Source organism: Sporosarcina gallistercoris, assembly GCF_014836415.1.
Taxonomy (GTDB): domain Bacteria; phylum Bacillota; class Bacilli; order Bacillales_A; family Planococcaceae; genus Sporosarcina; species Sporosarcina gallistercoris.
The window spans coordinates 227,469-251,018 of record NZ_JACSQY010000003.1 but is presented as its reverse complement, the minus strand read 5'-3'; the positions used below and the strand labels follow the sequence as shown (position 1 = coordinate 251,018).

The window sequence follows — 23,550 nt, the reverse complement described above, 5'->3', positions numbered from 1 at the left end:
AAGTTACCTGTACATTCTTATAACAATTCTTTTCGAAGTTGTGCAGCACTTTTAGGTGATAAGAGACCTGTCGGAATGTCGAACACAGTTTTCGCTCCGTGCTGACCGGATTTGTTCAATCTGAATGCAGCTCTTGCATATGCAGTAAGGACACTTGAAGTAAACTCAGGATTGCTGTCAAGCGTCAGTGAATACTCCATCACCTGCTTAGTACCATTGCCTGTTTTGCCGCTGCGGATAACAAATCCGCCGTGAGGCATCGCGCTGTGGTTCTTTTGCATTTCTTCTTCATTGATGAACGAAACAGTCGTATCGTAGTCGGAGAAGTAATCCGGCATAGTGACAATGGTCTCTTCGACGGTTGCTGCATCCGCGCCTTCTTCTAACACGACGTAGCATTCACGAACATGCTTCTCGCGTGTGGATAATTCAGGCTGTTCCCCGGCTCGAACTTTTTCAACCGCTTCTTCAGAGGGAATGGTATATTGGACCGCATTTTTGACTCCGTCAATGCGTCGCACTGCATCGGAATGACCTTGGCTTAGCCCTTTGCCCCAGAATGTGTACGTAGCCCCTTCAGCAAGTACAGACTCCCCGTATAAACGGTTCAGCGAAAATAGGCCAGGGTCCCACCCTACAGACAAAACCGCTGTGGTGCCCGCTGGTTTCGCCGCTTCATCAAGCGCATCGAAGTATTCAGGGATTTTAGCGTGTGTATCGAAACTATCGACAGTCGTAAACAACTTTGCAAGTGCAGGACCTTGTTCAGGCAAATCTGATCGAGACCCTCCGCATAGGATCATGACATCCACGTCCTCCACATACTTTTCAACGTCTGCCAACGGATAGACAGCTACACTGTCACCGACTGGGTGGACGCTGCTTGGATCTCTTCTCGAAAAAATGCCAACCAGCTCCATGTCAGGTTGCTGGGATATCGCATATTCAACGCCTTTCCCAAGGTTTCCATATCCTGCTATTCCAATTTTGATCTTCGGTTCCATGTCTCATTCCCCCATAACGTTTGACTATTCGTTATTTTACAGTTTTTCTAATCAGATTGCTATTTTTTCTTCTGATTTCTATTAGTCTACAATTTCGTCACACGATTCCTCCATTTTGGACAACAACTATTCTTGTTCGTTGATTTAAAACCTTGTCGTGATAAAATATAAATGGTTATTGAATTCCTGAAACGAGGCGTATGTATGCGATTTTTTGTCTATTTAATCGTTTTCTTTTCATTTTTTGATTTGTTTTCCCAGTTACCTATTATGAGCCCATTCGCGCTTTCTCTTGGCGCATCCACTTTTGTAGCTGGATTAGTTGTCGGAACCTACTCCCTTGCAAACGTTTTTGGAAATGTCATTTCGGGATTTGTGACGGATAAAAGAGGTCCTTTCATTATTTTACTTATCGGACTTTTAACGAACGCGCTGGCGTTGACGCTCTATTCCACAGTCCACGCGGCTTGGCTACTCGTGGGAGTCCGTTTCATTCACGGGTTTACGAATGGTTTGATAATTCCTGCTGCGTTTACTTTCCTAGCCAACCGTGCTCAACCTGAAAAGCGCGGGAAAAGTGTCGCTATTTCCGGGGCTTTTGTCGGTATGGCTGCGATTGCAGGTCCAGCATATAGCGGTATCGTCGCTTCGAACATCGGGAATCCGGCAAAAGGAACTCCTCTCATCATGCTCGTAAACGGCGTTATCATGGCAATCCTGGCAGTTTTAGCATTTCTGCTATTGCGTTCCGTGAAACGGGTCAAAAAAAACCAAGTAAAGTCTACAGAAAAGCATGTGGGAGCTATGTTCCGCCATCCTGGAATACAACGTGCCTTTGCCGGCGCTTTCTTCCTCATGTTCTCACAAGGTGTCCTGGCACTTATTCTTCCGTTAAAGGTCGAAGCACTTGGATTTGATACAAAAACGACGGGCGCGCTGCTTAGTACATTCGGCATCGTGGCGATCCTGGTGTTTTTACTGCCGATCAACCGGATTTTCGATCGGGTGAGGCCCATGATTACACTCGCTTTCGGAATTTCCTTAATGGGCGTTAGCATGTTGCTGCTAAGCCAGGCAGACGAACTGATTCGTCTATATGGAACAATGGCGTTATATGGGGTCGGATTCGCATTTCTATTCCCATCCATCAACTCATTGCTCATCGATTCTTCGAAAGCCTCCTACCGCGGAAAAGCCTACGGTTATTTCTATGCATTTTTCTCCATGGGCGTTGTGGCGGGTTCATATACGATCGGAGCATTAAATTTGAATTTCCGAGGTGCATTCACCTTTACAGGTGTGCTTCTGCTCGTAGTAGCAGCCTACACAGTCTACGGTTTGTTCATGAAACGTTCTGCTGTTCACCTTTAACACATATTTAAAAAGGGCACTCCCGAAGATCATCTTCACGATCTTGGGATAGCCCTTTTCAAATGTATAAATAGATATAACTATCATATCTCCTGGAGTTGAAAAGATTTTATCTCCTCGATGAACGCTTCTCCATAAATTTCGAGCTTTGTTTGCCCCACACCTACAACGTCTAAAAACTCAGCAGACGTTGCTGGTTTTTTCATGGCCATATCTTTCAAGGTCTTGTCCGAGAAAATGACGAATGGCGGAACTCCTGCTTCCTGGGCAAGTTGACGTCTCAGTTGACGCAGTTGTTCGAACAACGGATCGTTCTCTGTTAGTGTTTTCGAGACAAATGAACCTTTTCGCATGATTTTATCATTGCCAAGTAAGACTTCTTTTCCGCGTTCTGCCACACGAATCGTTGGAAACTGGCCATTCTCCACTTGTAAACAGTTGGCTGAAATCAGAAACTCGATAAAATCGGAGACGTCTTTCGCATTTTTTTCTTTCAGCAGCCCATACGTCGTCAACTGATCGAATTTGAAGTCCAGCAATTTTTTGTTCCTCGAACCGGTAAGTACTTGTGCAATCATCGTCTTACCGAAACGCTGACCCATCCGAATGACGCATGACAATACCTTTTGAGCTTCGAGTGTAACGTCCATTTGTTCACGCGTATCCGTGCAATTCGCGCATCTACCGCATACCGGAGCGTCTTCTTCACCGAAATACGTCACGATGTATTGCTGCAAACATTTTTCTGTATGGCAATAATCGATCATTCCTTGTAACTTTTCGAGTTCTGCCGGAACTCTAGAAGAATCAGGAGACTGGTCAATCAGAAATCGTTGTGTCTGAATATCTTGCGAGGCGAACAGAAGTACACATTCACTATCAAGTCCATCACGCCCCGCCCGTCCTGCTTCCTGATAGTAACTCTCCATATTTTTCGGCATTTGATAATGGATGACATAACGAATATTCGATTTATCAATTCCCATGCCAAATGCATTTGTCGCCACCATAACTGTCGCTTCATCGTTCAAAAAGCGTTCCTGCTCTTGATGACGTTCCGAATCCGACATTCCGCCGTGATACTTTGCTGCTTCAAATCCAGCACGATTCAGTAATTCATAAATACTTTCCACCGCTTTACGGGTTGCAGCGTAAATGATCCCTGCCTCACCCTTGTTTTTACTCGCATAATCTTTGATGAACTTTTCACGGTTTTGCCCTTTCACTACTGTAAACACCAAATTCGATCGCTCAAAACCTGTCATCACAGTTTGCTCTTGCGGTATACCGAGCTGCAGGCGGATGTCTTCCCGGACATGAGGCGTTGCCGTTGCCGTCAAGGCAAGCAGCACCGGTTTTTCGTGAAAGCAATTCAAGACGCGGCTAATATTACGATAGCTTGGCCTGAAATCATGCCCCCACTGGGAAATACAGTGCGCTTCATCGATGGCGATCATCGGTACGCTCATGCGGCTCAATTCTCTTAAAAAGGATTCCGACTCCAATCGTTCCGGGGCAATGTAAAGCAAACGATAGTGCCCAGCAATCGCATTCTCAAGTATTCCGAAATACTCTTCGGACGATAACGTGCTGTTTATGTAGGCAGCAGGAATCCCGAGCTGCCAAAGTGCATCTACCTGATCTTTCATAAGGGAAATGAGTGGGGATATGACGAGGACCGTTCCTTCCAATAACATTGCTGGGACTTGATAGCACAGAGATTTCCCTCCACCTGTCGGCATGACACAGAGCGCGTCCTGTCCATCCATCACATGCTGGATAACTTGTTCTTGGCCTGTACGGAATGAAGTATATCCGAATTTTTCAGCGAGTACGGCAAGTGCTTGTTGCATCATTGAGTGTCCTCCTTTCTTTGGAAATCCGTCTCATCACTCGAAATGGCGAGCCATATAATTCCAACCGATTCAAGCGTTTTCCGAAGACGGTTCTGTAAATAATAGACGTTCTTCTTCACGACTATGGATTTCGTTCACAACGAGTAACGCATAAAACTTTTGAAGGACACTTGGACTGAGCCCGTCCGTTTCTCTAAGCGATTCAATATCAGAGACGATGATCCGTATCAGATCATGATCCCGTGTCAGCTGGACCACTGACTTTTCCATGGAAGGATTTTCATTGAGGATTTCTTGGTAAAACCCATCTTCTTCCGCATCCGCATGACTGATCACACGAGTCTTCCAATAATCGACTAAGTCATTCGCAGCGCGTTCAGCATTTTCTTGATCTCCTTCTTGAAGGAAGTCAATCAGCATCTCCGTTTTTCCGATTGCACCGGATAATCCGCCTTCATGAATAGCTCGGTGAGATTGTAATTGCTTTAATGCAGGTCCTGCCATCTCAATCACTCCTTTTGGTAAATTATCTACTCTAAGAATAGCAGATTGGTAAGGAGAATGGAACGAACATGGCGACGATACAACACGGGAATCGAAAACAAAAACAAACCGTCTTGCAAATTCGCAAAGACGGTTTGTTGTATGTATGGCGGAGGCGAGAAGATTTGAACTCCCGCGGCGCTTGCACGCCCTAGCTGATTTCGAGTCAGCCCCCTTCAGCCTCTTGGGTACGCCTCCATTTTTAACGAGTAAAATTATAACACGTACACTGTCATTCATCAATCTGGAAACCCCTTTACTCAACTATAAGACAGTAACTAAGTAAAGGGGTTGACTGTTATACTTTAGAAATCTTAAAGTTGCTGACCATCGCCCAAGACAGGACGAGCATGGCGATGACAAGATACGGTGCAGCGACATATGGAACGGCGAAATACAACGCTGTTAAAACGACACCAGCTGCAGTAATCGGAACACCGCGGAAAACACCGTCGAACTCTTCCACATTATACCGTGCCAAGCGAACTGCCCCACAAGCAATATAAATGATTGTAGCAGCAATTCCTACCCAAAGCATGTCAGATAGGGCAGAATGGTAGATGAGAACTGCAGGTGCGATCCCAAACGAAATAATATCACTTAACGAATCCAATTCTTTACCGAAAGCGGATTCCGTATGAAAATGACGAGCCGTCATGCCGTCAAAACGATCGAATAATGCTGCCAGGAAAATGAATACCAAACTCATGTGAGCCAAATCTTTGGAAATCAGTATAACGGCGATAACCCCAAAACTTAAGTTCACTAAAGTAATTGCATTCGCCAACTGGGCCTTCACTTTAGTATAATCAATGTATCGAAACGAAAACATAACAAACCTCCCAATAATATATACTAGCTAAAGATGGTGATTGTATTGAAAAAGAAATTTTTAAAGTCATTTGTAGAATTGACAGGAAATCCGGTTGCTTCCAGTATACTCCGGTATGTGTCCGCTTCACGATTAAGTAAACCGCTCATCAACATGTACTCTTCGGCTTATAAAATAGACGAATCCAGCATGGAATACCCAAGAACACACTATGACAGCCTGCAATCGTTTTTCACACGCAAACTAAAACCTGGAGTGCGACCTTTTGATGATTCACCAGAAGTTCTCATCTCTCCTTCTGACGGGCACCTAAGTTCCTATGGACGGATGAAAGATGGGCACCAATTTACAATTAAAGGTCATACATACAGTATAAATGAAATATTCATGGATGAAAAGAGGGCATCTGCTTATAAAAACGGCTGGTACTTTGTATTCTATTTATCTCCCGCAGATTATCATCACTTCCACTACCCGGCAGATGGCACAGTCATCAACCGGTACGCTCTCGGAAAAAAATCATATCCTGTTAATAATATGGGACTAACATATGGAGACAGACCATTTGAAACGAATTATCGACTCATTACGGAACTGTCAACAGCGTATGACAAATTAGCACTTGTCAAAGTGGGCGCGCTCAATGTAAACTCCGTACAGTTATACTCTTCTTCCAAAAAAGCAAAAAAAGGAGAAGACTTTGGGTATTTCTCATTCGGTTCAACGATTCTATTGTTCGTCGCAGGCAATTCCCCATTCTCACCTACGATCCAAGAAAAAGGTGCAGTACAAGTCGGAGAACCTATCGGTAAATGGGTGCCTCAAAATTGTTCATCAAAGAATTGACAAAAGAGGGATGTAAGTGAGCATTTTTCAAGACTTCGTTACCCATTATGGCTATTTAGCTGTGTTTCTATTTCTGGCTCTCGGGATATTCGGTCTGCCCATGCCTGATGAATTCGTCATTGTCTTTATCGGGTACTTGTCTTCTGCGGGGCTTCTCAACTTTGTTGGAGCTATGAGCATTGCTATTCTGGGTGTGTTCATCGGTACGCTGGTAACGTATACTATCGGAAAAAAAGTCGGACGTCCTATCGTTGAGCGTTTTGGTAAATGGGTCGGGCTGTCCGAAAAACGGGTATTGAAAGTGGAACGCTGGTTTGGCCGCTACGGTTCCTGGACTGTGACATTAGGCTTTTTCGTTCCTGGAATGCGGCATTTCGTCTGCTGCTTCTCTGGCATGAGCGGCATGGCCGTAAAGCGCTATATGCTGTTTTCTTCACTCGGAACAACCATTTCAGGTATTATATGCATTACACTCGGCTATTTGTTCGGATGGCCATTTTAAACACTCCGTTGATGGTGGAGTGTTTTTTTAATTTGGTCAGAGAAGTTCGAATGCTTGGTTCGGCGGAACTGGTTTGCTGATATAGTAGCCTTGGATGCGATCAGCTCCAAGTTCTTTTAACAATTCCATCTGCGCTTTAGTTTCCACACCTTCCATGATCGTTACTTGGCCAAGCCCCGAAGCGATTGAAACGATTCCTTTCAAGACTGATGCTGCTTGTGACTCCCGACTGTACAAGTCATCCAGAAACGATCGATCCACTTTTAAGTACTGAAACGGAAGCAGGCTTAATATAGCTAATGAGGAATAGCCTGTGCCGAAATCGTCCAGGGCGGTACTGATGCCAAGATCGTTCAGTTTTGTAACGGTTAGAAGTGCTGTCTCGCGGTCTTCCACAACTACCGATTCGGTGATTTCAAATACTAGACTATCCGGTGAAGCATTCGTTTCTGATACTATATGTTGCACCCGGGAAATGAAGGTTTCATCCAGAAGCTGCTTTACGGAAACATTCACAGTAATATAAAGTTCAGGATACCCTTCACGGCGCCATTTGCTAATCTGCATTGCCGCCTCCTGGATGATCCAATCCCCTACTTCTAAAATCATCCCCGACTCTTCCAGCAGGGAAATGAACTCTAATGGACTCACCATTCCGAATTCAGACGAATCCCAGCGAAGCAGCGACTCAAAACATACGATTCTATCTTCGCGGAAACTATAAATCGGCTGATAGACGAGTTTGAATTCTTGTCGATCCAATGCGGCAGAAAGTTCTTTTACGAATAATTTCCTCTCACTATCAAGGCGTTTCAACTCTTCCGTAAAAAAAGCATAGGGCGCTTCGGTTAACCGACGTGCTTCTTGACAAGCGAATACTACATCATGAATGATTTGTGAAGCGTTTTCTATCGAGTTGGCATCTACTTGTCGAATACCTGCGTAAACTTTCATACGGACGGTCTCATGGTTCACACTTTCAAATGGTCTTTGAATAAGATCACACAATTCAGCCGTTATTTCTTCGGCTTGTTTCCTCGTTCTGTCGCCAGGGAGCAAAACAGCAAACTCTCCACCTCCGATTCGGTAAGGCGGATACCTTTCAGGAAGTTTGCTTGAAAGCCTTTTCCCCACCTCGACTAAGATGTGGTCTCCACTCTCATACCCTGCCCAATTGTTAATAGTTTTGAATCCCCGCAGATTCATAAGAATGATGGTGCATGGTTTCTGTTTTGTCTGATATAAGTTATCGATGTCTTCTTCCAATCCCACCAAGTTGCCCAGTTGGGTGAGGTCATCTTGACGTGACGCATGATGTTGTTTTCTTTCCAATTTTAAAATATACAGATAACCCACGATTACCATCAGTAAAACCGAACTCGCTACAAATGTATAATGCCATCGCTTCGCTAACATCTTTTCCATATCGGGATGTCCCGCAGAATCGACCGCGGTTACCCAATCATTCCAAGCTGTCTTGTAAAATAGGTAATGTGCTGTTTTCTCATCTTCCAAAATCACACCCGATGGCGAATCTGCAATCCCTTTCAAAATTCGCTCACTCTCATGAATCGTGTCAATACCAGAAATCATCTCACCAGATGTATAGATAACTTGGTCGTTTTTGATCAGGTAAACCGTTCCTAGTAAGGAGGTCTCGCTTACGAGACGATGGATAATGTCCGACAAACTCGTAACACCCGAAAGCACGCCGATAACTTTCCCGTTTTTACTTACCGGGACTGAAATAGCGGTTACTTGAAGATCCGGATCCTGTTCAAAATTAAATAATTCGCTCGTCGTAATGTGTCCAGTCATTGCCCGTTCAAATGATTCACGCTCCTTCACGGAAAATCGCGATCCATCTGCAGCCATGACTACTCCATCCGGAGAGATGAACCCCAGACCTGCTAAAAATGGCATTTTCCTATTCTGTTCCTTTAAAAATGATTGCAGTTCCTCTTTATCATCCGCAATGACAGCTATGTATTTCGCAATGAGCTCAAGTTCCCCTACCCGTTCGTTCCCGAATCGATTCGCTTCGTCAGCAACACTCTCCAACAATTCACCTGTCTCTTTGTATACGAATTGAGCGGTTTCACTTCTCCCACTCTTATATTCAGTTGCAAGAAAAAGCACAGTCACAACAAATACCATTGATAATATGAACAGCGCTAGCGGTTTTTTTGATGTCGACATCATGGTCTCCTTCCTGCCATTGTGGAAATTACCCATATCCATTATGGCCGTTTTTAACCTCCTCTTTATATCGTCATTATTCAAGTAAAACTAAGTAATTTATAAGAAACGAGAAAAAGACTACGGCAAATGTAGTTACATCAGACATTTGCCGTAGTCTTTTCTATTAATTCCTGCTGGTATATAGGAACCCTATTCAGATCCCGCGGTCCAATTCCACGAGACGCCGGTAGCGTGTGGAATTTTCAAGAAGTTCTTCGTGCGTTCCCGCATCCGATATTTCTCCAGCTTCCAAAAACACGATATGATCCATCAGTTCCATCCCCATTAAGTGATGCGTGATCCAAATGACTGTTTTCCCTTCCAGACTCTCCATCATCGTCTGAATGAGATCGCGCTCTGTTTCAGGATCCAGTCCGACTGCAGGTTCATCGACGATGACAATAGGCGTATGATTCAACAAAATACGAGCTAACGCAATACGTTGACGCTCGCCTCCCGAGAATCGGCGACCGGCTTCCTCCGTTTGGGTTTGAAGACCATCAGGAAGTTTACCGAGATAGTCTTCTAGTCCGACCTGACGGATTGCTTGCTCAACTTCCTCCATTGTTGCAGAAGGATTCCCAAGACGGATATTGTTTTCAATTGTTGTACCAAATAAATAAGGTTTTTGGTTTAATACACTAACGATTTGATGAATATTTTCGCCGTATTGCTCAGGGGATCTACCTGCAATCCGGATCGTCCCTTCGTCAGGTTGCAAGGCACCTAATAAAAGCTGAACAAACGTCGATTTGCCTGCACCGCTTTTACCGAGAATCGCCACCTTTTCCCCTTGTCTAATCTCAAGGGTCGCTTGTTTCAGGGCTTGCCTTTTTTCTGACTCATATCCATAAGACACACCCTGTACTTGGATATCTGCAGCAGCCGGCACATCGTCCACTGTTTCAGATGATTTGAAAACCGACCGGGCTGTATCTTCCGTGTGTTGAATACGCGTAAACGCTTCTTGATATGCAGGAATACGTTCTACAGCATGTGAAATGGGAATCAGAGACTCAATGATTGGAAGCGTCACGAGCGTAAAAGCGGCAATATAGGTTGGCAATATAGTGCCATCAATCGCTTGCATTCCCGCCCAAACTCCTACAATGACGGTAATGACCCCTGAAATCAAATGCAGTTGGAATGTCCTATTCTGGTCCCGTTTTGCAAGCTCTTTGTCTGTTTCATAACTAGCATTGCGCTCTTCCCTGAATTTACTAAGGAAATCCAAAGTCCTGCTGCTAATGAGCCAATCTCGAATTCCATAGACGGCGTCACCAAGTGTATGATACAGCTTCGTATGTTGCTGTTTCGATCTCTGCTGATGTTTTTTCATCATCACTAATGACAACATCGGATAGGCGAAAGCGATCACACTCAAACAGAGTCCTATGAACAGACCGAACTTCCAATCGAACACTGAGACGGATACGGTGGCAAATACAAATATGAACAATCCACTTATCGTAGGGAATAGCGTACGAATGTACACATCCTGTAAATGCTCAATATCATCAGCCAATGTCCCAAGCAAGTCTCCCCGTTTAAATCGTGAACGGATGAACAACGCTTGCGGCTCCAACGCTCGGTATAAGCGCACACGCATTTCAGACAACACTTTCAACACGGCATTGTGACCTGTCATCCTTTCTGCATAACTGAAAGCTGCACGTGACAGGCCAAATGCACGTACCAATACAATCGGAACGTAGACAAGCAAAATCGTTTCAGGACGTTCAGAAGCAGCGGAGATCAGGTACCCCGATGCAAAAATCAGAAGTGCAGCAGACAAGGAAGCACACACGCCTAATAGAACCGTAACCGACATTAACTTCCAATATTTACTCATATATGGAGTAACGAAGCTTTTGACGTAGTTCATAGCACCATCCCTTCCCGCTGTGCACGAGCTAATTTGCTGTAGACACCGTCTCGTTCAGATAATTCTTTGTGAGTTCCTTGTTCAACGATTTGGCCATCTTCCATGACTAGAATCCAATCCATTTCTTTCATCCAATGCAGTCGATGTGTCGCAAAGAATACGAGACGGTCTTCCAAAATCGGCAGAAGCAATTGTTTGATTTCATGTTCGGTCTCGATATCCAAATGGGCTGTCGGTTCATCCAACAACAAGACTGACGTATCTTCCAGCAACGCACGGGCAATCGCAACACGTTGTTCTTCCCCGCCGGAAAGTGGTCGACCGCCTTGGCCGATCATCTCATCATAGCCATTCGCCAGTTCACTGACCAGTTGCTCGAGTCCCGCAGCTTGTGCAGCTTTCAAAACCGTGTCGTCGCTCGCTTCCGGATGATAAAAACGAATGTTGTTTGCGAGTGTGTCAGAGAAAATCGTTGGATGCTGTGGAATGTACGTCACTTGCTTGCGCCAAGAATCCGTCGCAAGCGATTCTACAGACTGTTCTTCAATCTTAAATTCACCACTTGTCGGGGAAGTGAATCCTGCCAACAGGTCAATGAGAGTAGACTTACCAGATCCTGAAGCACCGATAATCCCGATTTTTTGTGCACCAGTTACGGAAAATTGTACATCTTTTATAATCTCGATATCATGATCTCCAAGTTTTCCAATGGCGATTGCTGAAAAGTTGCTTGCTTTTGTAACAGTTGGAACGATGACAGCATCTTGTTGATTGGATGCTTCAAATTCAGCAAGTAATGAACGGATTTCATCCGCAGCGTCTTTTCCATCCATCGTCGCATGGAAATCAGCACCTAAATCACGGACTGGTAAAAAGTATTCCGGAGCTAATATGAGGATGACTAGAGCTGCTTCAAGTCCAATCCCTCCATTGATTAACCGTAAACCAAGTTCAACGGCAACTAACGCCACAGAAAGGCTTGAAAAGAAATCCAGCGAGAACGATGACAAAAAGGCATAACTTAACGAGCGATTCGTCGCTATCCGATATTTGTCACTCACTTCTTCAATTGCCTTTTCATGAGATTTACTCCGCCCTAAAAACTTCAGTGTTTCAATCCCTTGAATGGAGTCCGCAAAATGTCTGGAAAGCTGGCGGTATGTCCCCATTTGGTCGTCGATCTTTTTCTTCGATACAATTCCGATTAATATAAGGAATACAATCAAAATCGGCATGACAAGGAAAAGAGTCACGCCAGACATTAAATCGGACGTGACAATATAAAGAAGAATAACGACTGGGATAATTCCCATCGACAACGATCTAGGGATGAACAGTTCCACGTATTTACGGAATTTGGGAACACCTTCCAAGGTAAGGGTCAACAGCGAACCAGAGCCTTGTATTGCAATCATTCCAGTCCCATCTCTTAGGAGTGCCGCAGCCAATCGGTCTTGGTAAGAACGCGCAATTTCATCTGCAAACTTGAGCGCAATCCGTTCTTTCCCCCATTGGAGGGAATGACGGATCGCATGAGCAACAAAAAACACAACAAGCGATATAACGGTTCCCTTCCATTCTAGCCCGTGAAACATCCGGGTAATGGCTGAAGACAAGGAGAGGGCTTGCAGGATGATGAAAGCCGATTGAACGACTGTCAAAATCCCTACAAGCGCAAAGGTTTTCCTGCTGCCGTTATACCGAAGAAGATGTCGGTCCATCAATGTTCCAGATGCTCCACATCTTCCGTAATCCGTTTACGGAACACATAGTAACTCCAAATTGTATACGCAATCACAATGGGCACCATTGTTAGCGCAACGAATGTCATTAGTTTCAACGAATAATCACCAGATGCTGCTGCCCGGATGGTCATGTTGTATGCAGAATCCAATGAGCTGATCATTACGTTCGGGAACAGTCCGATGAAGAAAGAAGCCATCACCGCAATGAGAGTAATCCCTGTAATTGTGAAACTGAATGCCTCGCGTCCTTTCGCAATTAAACGATGAAGGAACGCATATAATACGAAGACGACTGCGAACAGTGGAATCAGGATTGGCCCTCTGTCCTCAAACGCTGCTGTGTATACAGCTGTTAACGCCACAAACGCAATCATCACGACTCCAGTTGCCCAATAGATCGTAAGTGCAGCTTCTTTTGCACGTGTACGAAGGGAACCTTCTGTTTTCAATGTAACGAATAGTAATCCGTGTAAATAAGAGAGAAGCACAAATGCAACTCCACCTACAACTGTGTACACATTAACGAAATCAGTGAATCCTGCGTAGATGTTCATATCCGCATCCACCGGCATACCTTTCAGCATACTGGAGAATAGGACACCTAATAGGAAAGGCGGCAGAATACTTCCCGCAAAAATTGCCCAATCCCAAGTTTTCACCCATTTGTCCGATTCGATTTTCTCTCTGAATTCGAACGCTACTCCGCGGGCTATTAGCGCCATCAGCAATACGACAAACGGCAAGTAATATCCACTGAATACTGTGGCATACCAATGAGGAAATGCTGCAAACATGGCTCCACCTGCAGTGATCAGCCATACTTCGTTCGCATCCCAAACAGGTCCGATCGTATGGATAAGCATTTTCTTATCCGTTTCATTTTTGGCTAGGAATTTCAAACTCATTCCGACGCCGAAGTCAAATCCTTCAAGAAATATAAACCCTATGAACAAAACAGCGATCAGCACAAACCATAATTCACTTAGAGCCATTAGACACGCCTCCTACATTAAACGGATCTGTAACGGATACGTCTTTTTGCTTACGCTCTTCAGGTCCGCGTTGAATGACCTTCACAAATAATACCACCATGATAATTCCAAGGATTGCGTAAATAGTCGAGAACGAAATCAGCGAGAACAGAATCTGACCTGCTGAAACGTTAGGCGAAACTCCATCCGCAGTTTTCATGAGACCGTTAACGACCCATGGTTGACGACCGATTTCGGACATGATCCAACCGAATGAGTTCCCGATGAACGGTAGGAATATGACCGGAATCATCACTTTTAAATACCAAGTAGTCGCCGCGATCTTTTTGCGGAACAATAGCAACAACCCCAGCATACTCGCCACTACGAGCGCTCCGCCTGTTCCTGCCATGATCCGGAAACTCCAGAAAGTTGTTTTCACTGGAGGAATGTAATCTCCCTCTCCATACTTCTCAATCATTTGCTTTTCTAGACTTTCCATCCCTAATACTTTACCTGAAAACTCATTATATGTGAGATAGCTTAGTAAGTAAGGAATTTCGATACGCCCCGTTGTAATGCGGTTTTCTGTATCGATATTCCCGATAAGTGTCCAAGCTGCCGGATCTCCACTATCTTCCCAAAGTCCTTCTGCAGCGGCCATTTTCATTGGTTGAGCATGCATCAGATACTGGGCTTGGGAGTGACCCGTGAACGCAAGACCTAACCCGCCAACAAGTCCAACGAGTAAACCGATTCCGATTGACTTCTTAAAGAAATCAACTTGACGCTTCTTAATAAGATAGAATGCACTTACTCCAACAACGAAAAATGCTCCTGTGGCAATACTGCCGAAAATGGTATGCGGGAATGCTACCCACAATTTTTCGTTTGTTAAAAGTGCAACAATGTCGTTCATCTCTGCGCGGCCATTTTGAAGAACATATCCAACAGGATTTTGCATGAACGAGTTCGCTGCCAAAATCCAAAAAGCTGATAGGATTGTTCCAATAGAAACGAGCCATATGGAAGCTAAGTGCATTTTTTTAGATAGTTTTTGCGCGCCGAAAATCCAGATTCCGATAAACGTAGACTCCAGGAAAAATGCGAGCAATGCTTCTACAGCTAATGGAGCACCAAAGATGTCCCCAACGAATCTGGAATAGGTTGACCAGTTCATCCCGAATTGGAACTCTTGGAAAATCCCTGTTACGACTCCAATTGCGAAGTTAATAAGGAAGAACACACTCCAAAACTTTGTCATTTTCATATATATCTCTTGTTTTTTCACAACGTAGAGCGTTTGCATGATTGCTATGATCAACGCCAATCCGATAGACAACGGGACAAATATAAAGTGAAACAATGTTGTCGATGCGAACTGGATTCGTGAAAGTAAAACCTCTTCCATCTCTACCTCTCCCCTCAATCTCAATCTGTCTCCATTATAAATTAAACACTAAAATACTTTGTGAGCAATTAGCGTATGATCTGTTACAAACCTCAAAACTTCAGGGGGTTTTCGGGGTCTAATGTTGAAATGTTGTCACAAGGTCCGCTTTTCATAGATTTTGTCTCTCGGAAATAGAATTGTTGTAACTACTACTATCTGTTAATAATAACTTATCCTTAACAATAATGATTCTAAACAAAATGCTAGCTATCTAATAATCCCTCTGCTATAGTTAATTGACAGCTTCACAAACCCTTACATAGGAGGAATACACATGAATAACAATGAGAATGAATCCCGTAAAAAGTTAACCACAGCTGCCGGTGCCCCTGTAGTTGATAATCAAAATTCAATGTCAGCAGGTCCAAGAGGTCCATTACTTCTTCAAGACGTCTGGCTCATTGAAAAGCTTGCTCATTTTGACCGGGAAGTTATTCCTGAACGGCGCATGCACGCAAAAGGATCAGGTGCATATGGTACGTTCACTGTGACAAATGACATCACGAAGTATACGAAAGCGAAAATTTTCTCGGAAGTCGGGAAGAAGACTGAGATGTTTGCTAGATTTTCAACGGTTGCTGGTGAACGTGGCGCAGCTGATGCGGAACGTGACATCCGAGGATTCTCGTTGAAATTCTATACTGAAGAAGGGAACTGGGATATGGTCGGTAATAACACACCGGTCTTCTTCTTCAGAGATCCACTACAATTTCCGGATTTGAATCATGCGGTCAAGCGTGATCCGCGCACGAACTTAAGAAGTGCAACAAACAACTGGGATTTCTGGACTTCGCTTCCGGAAGCACTTCACCAAATCACGATTTTGATGAGTGAACGTGGCATCCCACGTACTTATCGTCATATGCACGGCTTCGGTAGTCATACGTATAGCTTCATCAGCCCTGACAACGAGCGTTATTATGTGAAGTTCCATTTCCGTTCACAGCAAGGTATTGAAAACCTTACCGATGAAGAGGCAAGCAAAACAATCGCTACAGATCGCGAAAGCCATCAGCGCGATTTGCTACTCAGCATCGACAATGGAGATTTCCCGAAATGGAAAATGTACGTTCAAGTGATGACGGAAGAAGAAGCAGCAAATATGCCTTACAACCCATTTGACTTAACAAAAGTTTGGTATAAAGGCGACTTCCCTCTTATTGAAGTCGGTGAATTCGAACTGAATCGAAATCCAGAAAACTACTTTGCAGAAGTAGAACAAGCGGCTTTCACTCCTGCAGCGGTTGTTCCCGGAATCAGTTTTTCGCCAGACAAGATGCTGCAAGCACGTCTATTCTCTTACGGAGATGCACAACGGTATCGTTTAGGTGTCAATCACCACCAGATCCCAGTCAATGCACCAAAATGCCCGTTCCACAGTTTCCATCGTGACGGACAAATGCGTGTAGACGGCAATCATGGCAGCAGAACTTCATACGAGCCGAATAGTGTCGGTGAATGGCAAGAACAACCTGATTTCAGAGAACCACCATTGAAATTGCATGGTGCTGCGGATCACTGGAACTTCCGCGAAGATGATGATGATTACTTCACACAGCCAGGAAAGCTGTTCAATCTTATGGATGATGAACAGAAACAACTCTTATTCCGGAATACAGCGGATAATATGGGCGATGCCCCGAAAGAAATTAAACTCAGACACATTAAACACTGTTATTACGCGGACCCTGCTTATGGGGAAGGTGTGGCAAAAGCACTCGACATCTTAATGGACGATGTGCTCGTCGACTAAGTGATTACGTGAAGTCGATTGATCAAAAAAAGAACGTACAGGGATTTGAATCCTCTGTACGTTCTTTCAAATTGTAGACAAAAGGGTTGGGAATCAATTTGATTCCTCCCTTTTGTCTTTTTTGAATCGTTGACTCTGAAAACGAAAGCTAACAGGCCGTTGATCTCCGTTCTGGACGGGCGCTTTCCGGGGGCTTGCCCTCAGCCAATCGAACGACGAAGAGTTCGATTTGCCGTATTTTAGTGAACTTCGCTAAAATTAAGGCATCATTAATCCTCCTCGCTTTGCTCAGTCCAGTTTTTTTGAAAACACATGCTCCTAACGCTTTGCTTTTACTCGCAAAAGCCGTTCTTCGTTACGGCTTTCGCTGATCCCCAGGAGTCGCCGTCCTGCACTTCTATCAACTGAATTTCCCAGGTGACATTCAGATCTCTCAAGCAAAGAATGAAGTTGTCGGGCTCTTTGCCCATCTAGCAAGACTAACTAGATGTAACTGAAGACTTGAGAAACCGATATGAAATCAAAGAAGTCTATGAAAATGGAAAGAGACGGTTGAACGCGTCTTCGCCGATGCTAAGGAGAAGCATAGTACGCGATGGACAACCCCAAATGCACTTAGTGTATTGAATTTATTGAGTACAATAGCATCTATGCTAGGTTTCCCGTATATCGAATATAGTCTTTCAACCAACGGATAAATGAAGTAAAAACCAATTGCTGCATCTATTTTACGAACTTTATGGTCTTGCAAAACTACCTTTTCGATTGCAAGCATTTCCATCTGTTCCCGTTCATTAACTTGATTCTTCGTCATCATTTTCATCATCTCATTTGATAGTTGGGAGATCCTGTTGATTGTAGCGAAGAGCGGCGACTCCGGAGGGATCAGCGAAAGCTGTGACGAAGAACAGCTTTTGCGAGTAAAAGCGAAGCGTTAGGAGCACGTGTTTTCGAAGACCCTGGACTGAGCAACGCGAGGGAAGCGGCTGAGAGCAAGCCCCTCGGAAAGCGTCCGCTCGCAGCGAAAATCAACTTTTCATTGTTAATTCCATTGAAAAAAGACTGTAGGCAAGCCCCATGACTTCTGGAATTTGTCTACAGTCAGAAAGAACGTACAGGGATTTGAATCCTCTGTACGTTCTTTTTTCATCTGTGTAATTCTGAAACAGTGACGAACTTGTATCCCTGACTTTGTAAATAAGCCATGACATTATCCAATCCATCTGCTGTCGACTGATGAATATCGTGCATTAAAATGGTGCTTCCTTCTTTGGTCGACTTTTTCACTTCTTCAAGAAGTTTAGTGGAATCCCGGTATTTCCAGTCCAACGTATCCACATTCCATAAAATGATTGGGGGAATCGTCTGCTTACTCAACTGGTCCGTATATGCGCCATATGGCGGTCGGAAAACAGTCGGCTTTTCGCCAGTCACTTTTTGAATGATTCCAGTGGTTCGATTAATTTCTTCCAACGCCTTCGCTAACGGCATTTTACTTAAATCGGGGTGATTCCAAGAATGATTCCCGATTTCATGCCCTGCTGCTTTCACAGCTTTAGCCGCATCCGGATAATATTCCACCCGACTTCCTAACATGAAAAATGTTGCTTTCGCATCGTACTTTTTCAACGTGTCCAGAATTTGAATTGTAGATTTAGGGTCGGGTCCGTCGTCGAATGTAAGTGCGATTTTTTTCTCATGAGTTTCCTCAGCTTCATGTGGAGCAGTCTCTCCTCCAGCTTCTGGCTCCTCTTTGCTGCTTTCGTTTTCGGCTCCGTGTTCAGTATCCTTTGAACCTGCCGACTCCTCTTTCTTCGGAGCATCAGGTTTGTCGACTTTATCCCCTCCAGCTGGAGGTGCTGCTGCCACCTGGAATTCCGGTTTCAACAAATCATTCATGTCTCCGATTGGAATCGTTGCAATTTGCGGACCTGCCTTCTCACCTTTCAAAGATCCGCTTTCAAAGTAGAATATCATGGATTTCTCAGAGATTGCAAAGTTCTCAAAATTCTTCCATTCCGGTTCCGTACGGATCTGCATTTTGTCAGCTATCAATCCATCATTCAATTTGTCTGTCTGTTGTATTTTCTCTCTCACTCGATCCGTTATCTTTTTTAACGTAGTTGGATCTTCCTTAAACACCGCTTGAATATCAAGCTGCTCGCCCGATTTCGAATTCAAATGGAAAGACTCAATCTCTGATAGACGTTTACTGCCTTGCAGAGACTTATTATTCATCAACACGAAGGAATAGTTCCCTTTCTTATCGACGTGCGTTTCATAAGATATGTTCAATTCACTTTTTCTCTTATTGTTTTCAATTTTCACATTGCTGATTTCTTGTAAATAGTTTTTCTTTGCTTGTTTGATATATGTGATGACATGATTATTGAAATCTTCATTTTTACTTTGAGGATATTGGACTGCATATTTTCCTAATGGATCATTTGAGGTTTCAGTAATGATTTTAATGCCTTCATATTTGGAGTCTGATTTATCCACAACTACAGCATCTTTGTCGGATGATGGACTTTGGGCCGATTTCAATTGATGATCAGAGCTTCCTTTTGTAAAAATCAGCAAAATGGCTGTCATCGCTAAAAATACAATAATTGTTGTCAGTAACACATCGATTAATTTAAATCTTCTGTTTCCGAACATTTTCTTCATAACTGTAAAACCCCTTCATCGCATACTTTCAAGTAATTCAAGTCCTCAATTTCAACGGTATTTCGTTTCCATGGTAAATTCTAGTTTCTATATCTATTCTAAATTCTAGTACAAAAGTTGATAGAATACAATTGTTTCTAGTCGAATTTTGTTCACTTTTTTAGATTGATGTTTTGTGATATACTGTCATTGTCCCGGATCTTGCACATGCGGGTTTCTTTTATGTGTAAAAAACTGTAATATTACCGGGCCGACTGTTTTACCCTATTGCAAAGTGAAAAAACAGAAGGTGGTTAGAACCATGGAAAAAGAAAATTATCGAGTATTGTTGTTTTACAAGTACGTTCATATTGAAGATCCCGAAACATTTGCAGCTGAGCATCTGCAATTTTGTAAAGAAACGGGCTTGAAAGGCCGGATCTTAGTCGGTGAAGAAGGCATTAACGGAACATGCTCAGGTACCATCGCACAGACGGATGCTTATATGGCCCATATGAAAAATGATCCTCGATTTGAGGACCTATGGTTTAAAATAGATGAATCGGAAGGCCATGCATTTAAAAAAATGCACGTGCGCCCTCGTAAAGAAATCGTCAACCTAAGTTTGGAAGAGGATGTGAATCCTTTAGAAACAACAGGAACCTATCTTGCTCCTGAAGAATTCCTGGAACAAATGCAAGATGAGAACACAGTCGTCATTGATGCCCGGAATGACTATGAGTATGATATAGGTCATTTCCGCGGAGCAATTCGGCCGGATATTGAAAACTTCCGTGATTTACCTGATTGGGTTCGGGAAAACAAGGAACAGCTTGAAGGTAAGAAAGTTCTTGCTTATTGCACAGGCGGCATCCGATGTGAAAAATTCACAGGCTGGCTGAAGCGCGAAGGTTTCGAGGACGTAGGACAGTTACATGGCGGTATCGTCACCTACGGTAAAGATCCAGTAGCAAAAGGCCAACTATGGGACGGACAATGTTATGTATTCGATGAGCGGATCGCAGTACCTGTCAACCAAGTTGAACACGTGATTGTTGGTCGGGATCACTTTGATGGAACACCATGCGAGCGTTATGTAAACTGCGCAAATCCTGAATGTAACGCAAAAATCCTTTGTTCTGAAGAAAACGAGCATATGTATATGCGCAGCTGTTCAGACGAATGCCGGACACATCCACGTAACCGCTATTTTGTGGAGCATGACTTAACAAAAGAAGAATTTAACGAACGGTTAGCAGCGATTGAGGCTCACCGTGCTGAAACACACGTTTCATAACGAATGAAAATGGCGCATAGACGGCACCATCCGACTATGCGTTTTTCTATGCCTGAATCTCCCTATTATTAGAAGTTAGTTGGAACATTTTCTAACTAACACACGTCATAGATTCAAGCACTAAATTGGAGGATACACAAAATGGAATGGAGAAATATTTATAGAGGCTTTTTAATGGGTATCAGTGATTTAATACCTGGAGTCAGCGGAGGAACCATTGCATTTTTGCTTGGAATTTACGATCGCTTACTCACTTCTATCAATGGTGTTTTCAGTAAACAGTGGCGTAAGCACATCGGCTTTCTACTGCCGCTTGCGATTGGTATGGGAACGACGATCGTATTATTCAGCCGGGTCATCAAATTCTTGTTAGCAAATTACTTTGCACCTACACAATACTTTTTCATCGGATTAATAATCGGAGTCCTTCCTTTTATGGCGAAACAAGCAAAAATCAAAACAACATTTAAGGTATGGCATTATCTTGTTCTTTTGATTGTTGGTGTTTTGCTGGCGATGACTGCATTTATAAAACCGTCTGAATCCACAATCATTACAACTTTGTCACCCACTACTATATTGATTTTATTCCTTTCTGGGTGGGCTGCGAGCACAGCGATGTTATTGCCGGGAATTAGCGGCTCCTTTGTACTTTTACTGCTTGGTATGTATTCGACTGCAATCGCAGCAATATCGGATTTCAACATTCCAATCATCATTGTAATTGGGCTAGGGGTTATGTTAGGATTCGTAATCAGCAGTAAAATCATCCAATTCCTACTCAAGCAACATGCAACGTTGACATACTCGATCATTATTGGATTGATTATTGGATCTGTATTTGTCATCTATCCAGGGATCCCTGAAAGCGGTACTCCATTTGTAATGAGCGCAGTCTCGCTAATAATGGGACTTCTCGTTTCAAACCTATTTAGCCCACATGAGGCAGATTCTCAACCAAAGTAAACAAAAGCCCAGAAGAAAAATCTTCTGGGCTTTTGTGTGTTCACTTATGAAAAGACGCTTGTGCTGTGTAAGGGCTGTACGCGAGCTTTTGGATCGATGTAAGCTTTCGCATTATTCACTGCAATCGGGGCTTCCCCAAGACCAACAGCAATCAATTTAACTTTGCCATCGTAACTAGAGACATCACCTGCTGCATAAATTCCATCAATATTCGTCTCCATGCGCGTATTAACCACGATTGAATTCTTATCCATCTCAAGACCCCACTCTTTAATAGGTCCTAATGATGAAATATTTCCATAGTTAACAATGACATGGTCCATCGGCAAAATCTCTTCAGTACCATCTTTGTGAATGATTTGAACTTCATGGACCTTCCCGTCTTCTCCACGCAACGATTTAACTGAGCGGGAAGTCATGACGTTCACTTTCGATTCCATCAACTGGTTGACACTTGTTTCGTGTGCTGTGAAGCGCTCACGACGGTGTACAAGTGTAACGCTATCCGCAATATCTTCAAGCATTAATGCCCAGTCAACTGCTGAGTCGCCGCCACCACATACAAGAACTTGCTGTCCTTTGAACATCGCTAAATCTTTGATGCCATAGTGCAGGCTCGTATTTTCGAAATGGATTTCTTCTTCAATTCCGATTTTACGCGGCTGGAATGCACCGATTCCTGCGGTTAATAAAATCGTTCTTGTCAAATGCTCCCCTTTGTCTGTTTTCAAAACAAAATGGTCTCCATTACGAGTCGCAGAAAGTGCCGCTTCACCTAGAAGAATTTCAGGATTGGAATGATGTGCTTGCGTCACCAAGTTGGCAACGAGATCTTTCGCAAGGATTTTCGGGAATCCTCCGACGTCATAGATATATTTATCGGGATACAGCTCGATTAGCTGCCCTCCCAGTTGAGGTAGGCTATCGATGATTTTCACTGACATTTCACGCATACCTGCATAGAAAGAGGCAAATAGCCCTGTTGGCCCTCCGCCAATGATCGTAATATCGACGATTTCTCGATCCATAGTAAACACTCCATTACTGAAAAATTTTGCGGAATATCCGGACGTTCTGTTATTTCAACGCCCAACCATTCGGCTCTACGTTTATTATCCACTATTTCAAGAAGAATTTCACGTTATTTGAACGCATTTACAACTTTTTTAGTTGTTTTTTGACGTTTCTTCTACTTTTTCTGCATGCTCTCTGCAAAATGCAAGCACTTCATCGAGTTCTTCTTCCTCCAACTCGAAATCCAACGCTTGCTCCGTGCCCTTTTTAAAGAAGTAACTCGCCATGATCTTATCGTCTTCCCCGTCAACGACATAGATCGTTCTGATTCCTGCTGTATCTTCTTCCAACAATTCGTCGTCTTCTTCAAACTCTAAAAATAGATGGAATTCATATCGCTCCCCCGTAAGGATGCCTGTCGGATCTTTCAACTCTGAAACTGTATGCTGTATAATATTCATAAGTATTTTGTATTCCCTTCTTGTATCAATTTAAGATTCGTTCATGCGGACATGCTCTCATCATACCATGAGAAACGTGTTAGGGGATACATTTACCCTTTTCCCTCTGAAATCATCCTGCTTAAAGGTTACTTTTTGCATTCTCCGTGACTTTCAGGAAC

18 protein-coding genes, 1 tRNA gene and 1 pseudogene are annotated in these 23,550 nt (G+C 43.6%); 6 read left to right on the top strand and 14 right to left on the bottom strand.

Going from position 1 to position 23,550, the window contains the following annotated elements; translation table 11 throughout:
• Nucleotides 1-17: 17 nt before the first annotated feature.
• On the bottom strand, nt 18-1,004 hold the full coding sequence (locus H9659_RS06540) for a diaminopimelate dehydrogenase (protein ID WP_191689123.1): 987 nt from the start codon (nt 1,002-1,004) through the stop codon (nt 18-20).
• Nucleotides 1,005-1,208: 204 nt separating this feature from the next.
• Here H9659_RS06540 and H9659_RS06535 point away from each other — a divergent pair, with 204 nt between their 5' ends.
• Nucleotides 1,209-2,375: an MFS transporter gene (locus H9659_RS06535; RefSeq protein WP_404828974.1), complete on the top strand. Its 1,167-nt coding sequence runs from the start codon at nt 1,209-1,211 to the stop codon at nt 2,373-2,375.
• An 83-nt stretch (nt 2,376-2,458) separates the two neighbouring features.
• Here the strand turns inward: H9659_RS06535 and recQ are convergent, their stop codons facing one another.
• From recQ to pssA, 4 genes are all read right to left on the bottom strand, one after another.
• Nucleotides 2,459-4,231 carry a DNA helicase RecQ gene (gene recQ, locus H9659_RS06530; protein ID WP_191689121.1) on the bottom strand — a complete coding sequence of 591 codons (1,773 nt, stop codon included), beginning with the start codon at nt 4,229-4,231 and terminating at the stop codon, nt 2,459-2,461.
• Nucleotides 4,232-4,300: 69 nt separating this feature from the next.
• A complete protein-coding gene (locus H9659_RS06525) occupies nt 4,301-4,735 on the bottom strand; it encodes a hemerythrin domain-containing protein (RefSeq protein WP_191689120.1) in 435 nt (144 codons plus the stop codon).
• A 146-nt stretch (nt 4,736-4,881) separates the two neighbouring features.
• Nucleotides 4,882-4,972 (bottom strand) — tRNA-Ser (locus tag H9659_RS06520).
• 100 nt (nt 4,973-5,072) lie between these two features.
• The gene (pssA, locus tag H9659_RS06515; protein ID WP_191689119.1) at nt 5,073-5,606 is read right to left on the bottom strand and encodes a CDP-diacylglycerol--serine O-phosphatidyltransferase; all 534 of its coding nucleotides are present in this window, start codon (nt 5,604-5,606) and stop codon (nt 5,073-5,075) included.
• Nucleotides 5,607-5,651: 45 nt separating this feature from the next.
• Between pssA and asd the strand changes: the two genes are divergently transcribed.
• Nucleotides 5,652-6,452 (top strand): archaetidylserine decarboxylase, encoded by an 801-nt coding sequence (asd, locus tag H9659_RS06510; RefSeq protein ID WP_191689118.1) that lies wholly within the window; start codon nt 5,652-5,654, stop codon nt 6,450-6,452.
• A 16-nt stretch (nt 6,453-6,468) separates the two neighbouring features.
• Nucleotides 6,469-6,954, top strand: a complete 486-nt coding sequence (locus H9659_RS06505) for a DedA family protein (RefSeq protein ID WP_191689117.1) — start codon at nt 6,469-6,471, stop codon at nt 6,952-6,954.
• A 36-nt stretch (nt 6,955-6,990) separates the two neighbouring features.
• Here H9659_RS06505 and H9659_RS06500 read toward each other — a convergent pair whose 3' ends face one another.
• The 5 genes from H9659_RS06500 to H9659_RS06480 all read right to left on the bottom strand — a co-directional run bounded on the left by H9659_RS06500 (nt 6,991) and on the right by H9659_RS06480 (nt 15,207).
• Nucleotides 6,991-9,156 carry a bifunctional diguanylate cyclase/phosphodiesterase gene (locus tag H9659_RS06500; RefSeq protein WP_191689116.1) on the bottom strand — a complete coding sequence of 722 codons (2,166 nt, stop codon included), beginning with the start codon at nt 9,154-9,156 and terminating at the stop codon, nt 6,991-6,993.
• A 193-nt stretch (nt 9,157-9,349) separates the two neighbouring features.
• Entirely contained in the window at nt 9,350-11,080 is a 1,731-nt protein-coding gene (gene cydC, locus H9659_RS06495; protein WP_191689115.1) for a thiol reductant ABC exporter subunit CydC, read from the bottom strand.
• Nucleotides 11,077-12,801: a thiol reductant ABC exporter subunit CydD gene (gene cydD, locus H9659_RS06490; protein ID WP_191689114.1), complete on the bottom strand. Its 1,725-nt coding sequence runs from the start codon at nt 12,799-12,801 to the stop codon at nt 11,077-11,079. The genes cydC and cydD overlap by 4 nt, the downstream gene beginning before the upstream one ends.
• Entirely contained in the window at nt 12,801-13,817 is a 1,017-nt protein-coding gene (gene cydB / locus H9659_RS06485) for a cytochrome d ubiquinol oxidase subunit II (protein WP_191689113.1), read from the bottom strand. The genes cydD and cydB overlap by 1 nt, the downstream gene beginning before the upstream one ends.
• The gene (locus H9659_RS06480) at nt 13,804-15,207 is read right to left on the bottom strand and encodes a cytochrome ubiquinol oxidase subunit I (RefSeq protein ID WP_191689112.1); all 1,404 of its coding nucleotides are present in this window, start codon (nt 15,205-15,207) and stop codon (nt 13,804-13,806) included. Before H9659_RS06480 ends, cydB begins: the two co-directional genes overlap by 14 nt.
• A gap of 316 nt (nt 15,208-15,523) precedes the next feature.
• Here H9659_RS06480 and H9659_RS06475 point away from each other — a divergent pair, with 316 nt between their 5' ends.
• On the top strand, nt 15,524-17,002 hold the full coding sequence (locus H9659_RS06475; protein ID WP_191689111.1) for a catalase: 1,479 nt from the start codon (nt 15,524-15,526) through the stop codon (nt 17,000-17,002).
• Between the two features lie 601 nt (nt 17,003-17,603).
• Here the strand turns inward: H9659_RS06475 and H9659_RS15390 are convergent.
• Nucleotides 17,604-17,819: pseudogene (locus H9659_RS15390) on the bottom strand (IS5/IS1182 family transposase); the annotation flags it as partial.
• A gap of 329 nt (nt 17,820-18,148) precedes the next feature.
• Nucleotides 18,149-19,672 carry a polysaccharide deacetylase family protein gene (locus tag H9659_RS06465; RefSeq protein ID WP_191689109.1) on the bottom strand — a complete coding sequence of 508 codons (1,524 nt, stop codon included), beginning with the start codon at nt 19,670-19,672 and terminating at the stop codon, nt 18,149-18,151.
• Between the two features lie 301 nt (nt 19,673-19,973).
• Here H9659_RS06465 and trhO point away from each other — a divergent pair, with 301 nt between their 5' ends.
• Nucleotides 19,974-20,948 (top strand): oxygen-dependent tRNA uridine(34) hydroxylase TrhO, encoded by a 975-nt coding sequence (gene trhO, locus H9659_RS06460; protein WP_191689108.1) that lies wholly within the window; start codon nt 19,974-19,976, stop codon nt 20,946-20,948.
• A gap of 141 nt (nt 20,949-21,089) precedes the next feature.
• Nucleotides 21,090-21,914 carry a DUF368 domain-containing protein gene (locus H9659_RS06455; protein WP_191689107.1) on the top strand — a complete coding sequence of 275 codons (825 nt, stop codon included), beginning with the start codon at nt 21,090-21,092 and terminating at the stop codon, nt 21,912-21,914.
• 44 nt (nt 21,915-21,958) lie between these two features.
• On the opposite strand, the gene H9659_RS06450 is transcribed toward H9659_RS06455, so the two are convergent.
• The gene (locus H9659_RS06450) at nt 21,959-22,942 is read right to left on the bottom strand and encodes an NAD(P)/FAD-dependent oxidoreductase (RefSeq protein ID WP_191689106.1); all 984 of its coding nucleotides are present in this window, start codon (nt 22,940-22,942) and stop codon (nt 21,959-21,961) included.
• A 138-nt stretch (nt 22,943-23,080) separates the two neighbouring features.
• Nucleotides 23,081-23,389 (bottom strand): DUF6509 family protein, encoded by a 309-nt coding sequence (locus H9659_RS06445; RefSeq protein ID WP_191689105.1) that lies wholly within the window; start codon nt 23,387-23,389, stop codon nt 23,081-23,083.
• Nucleotides 23,390-23,550: the final 161 nt, after the last annotated feature.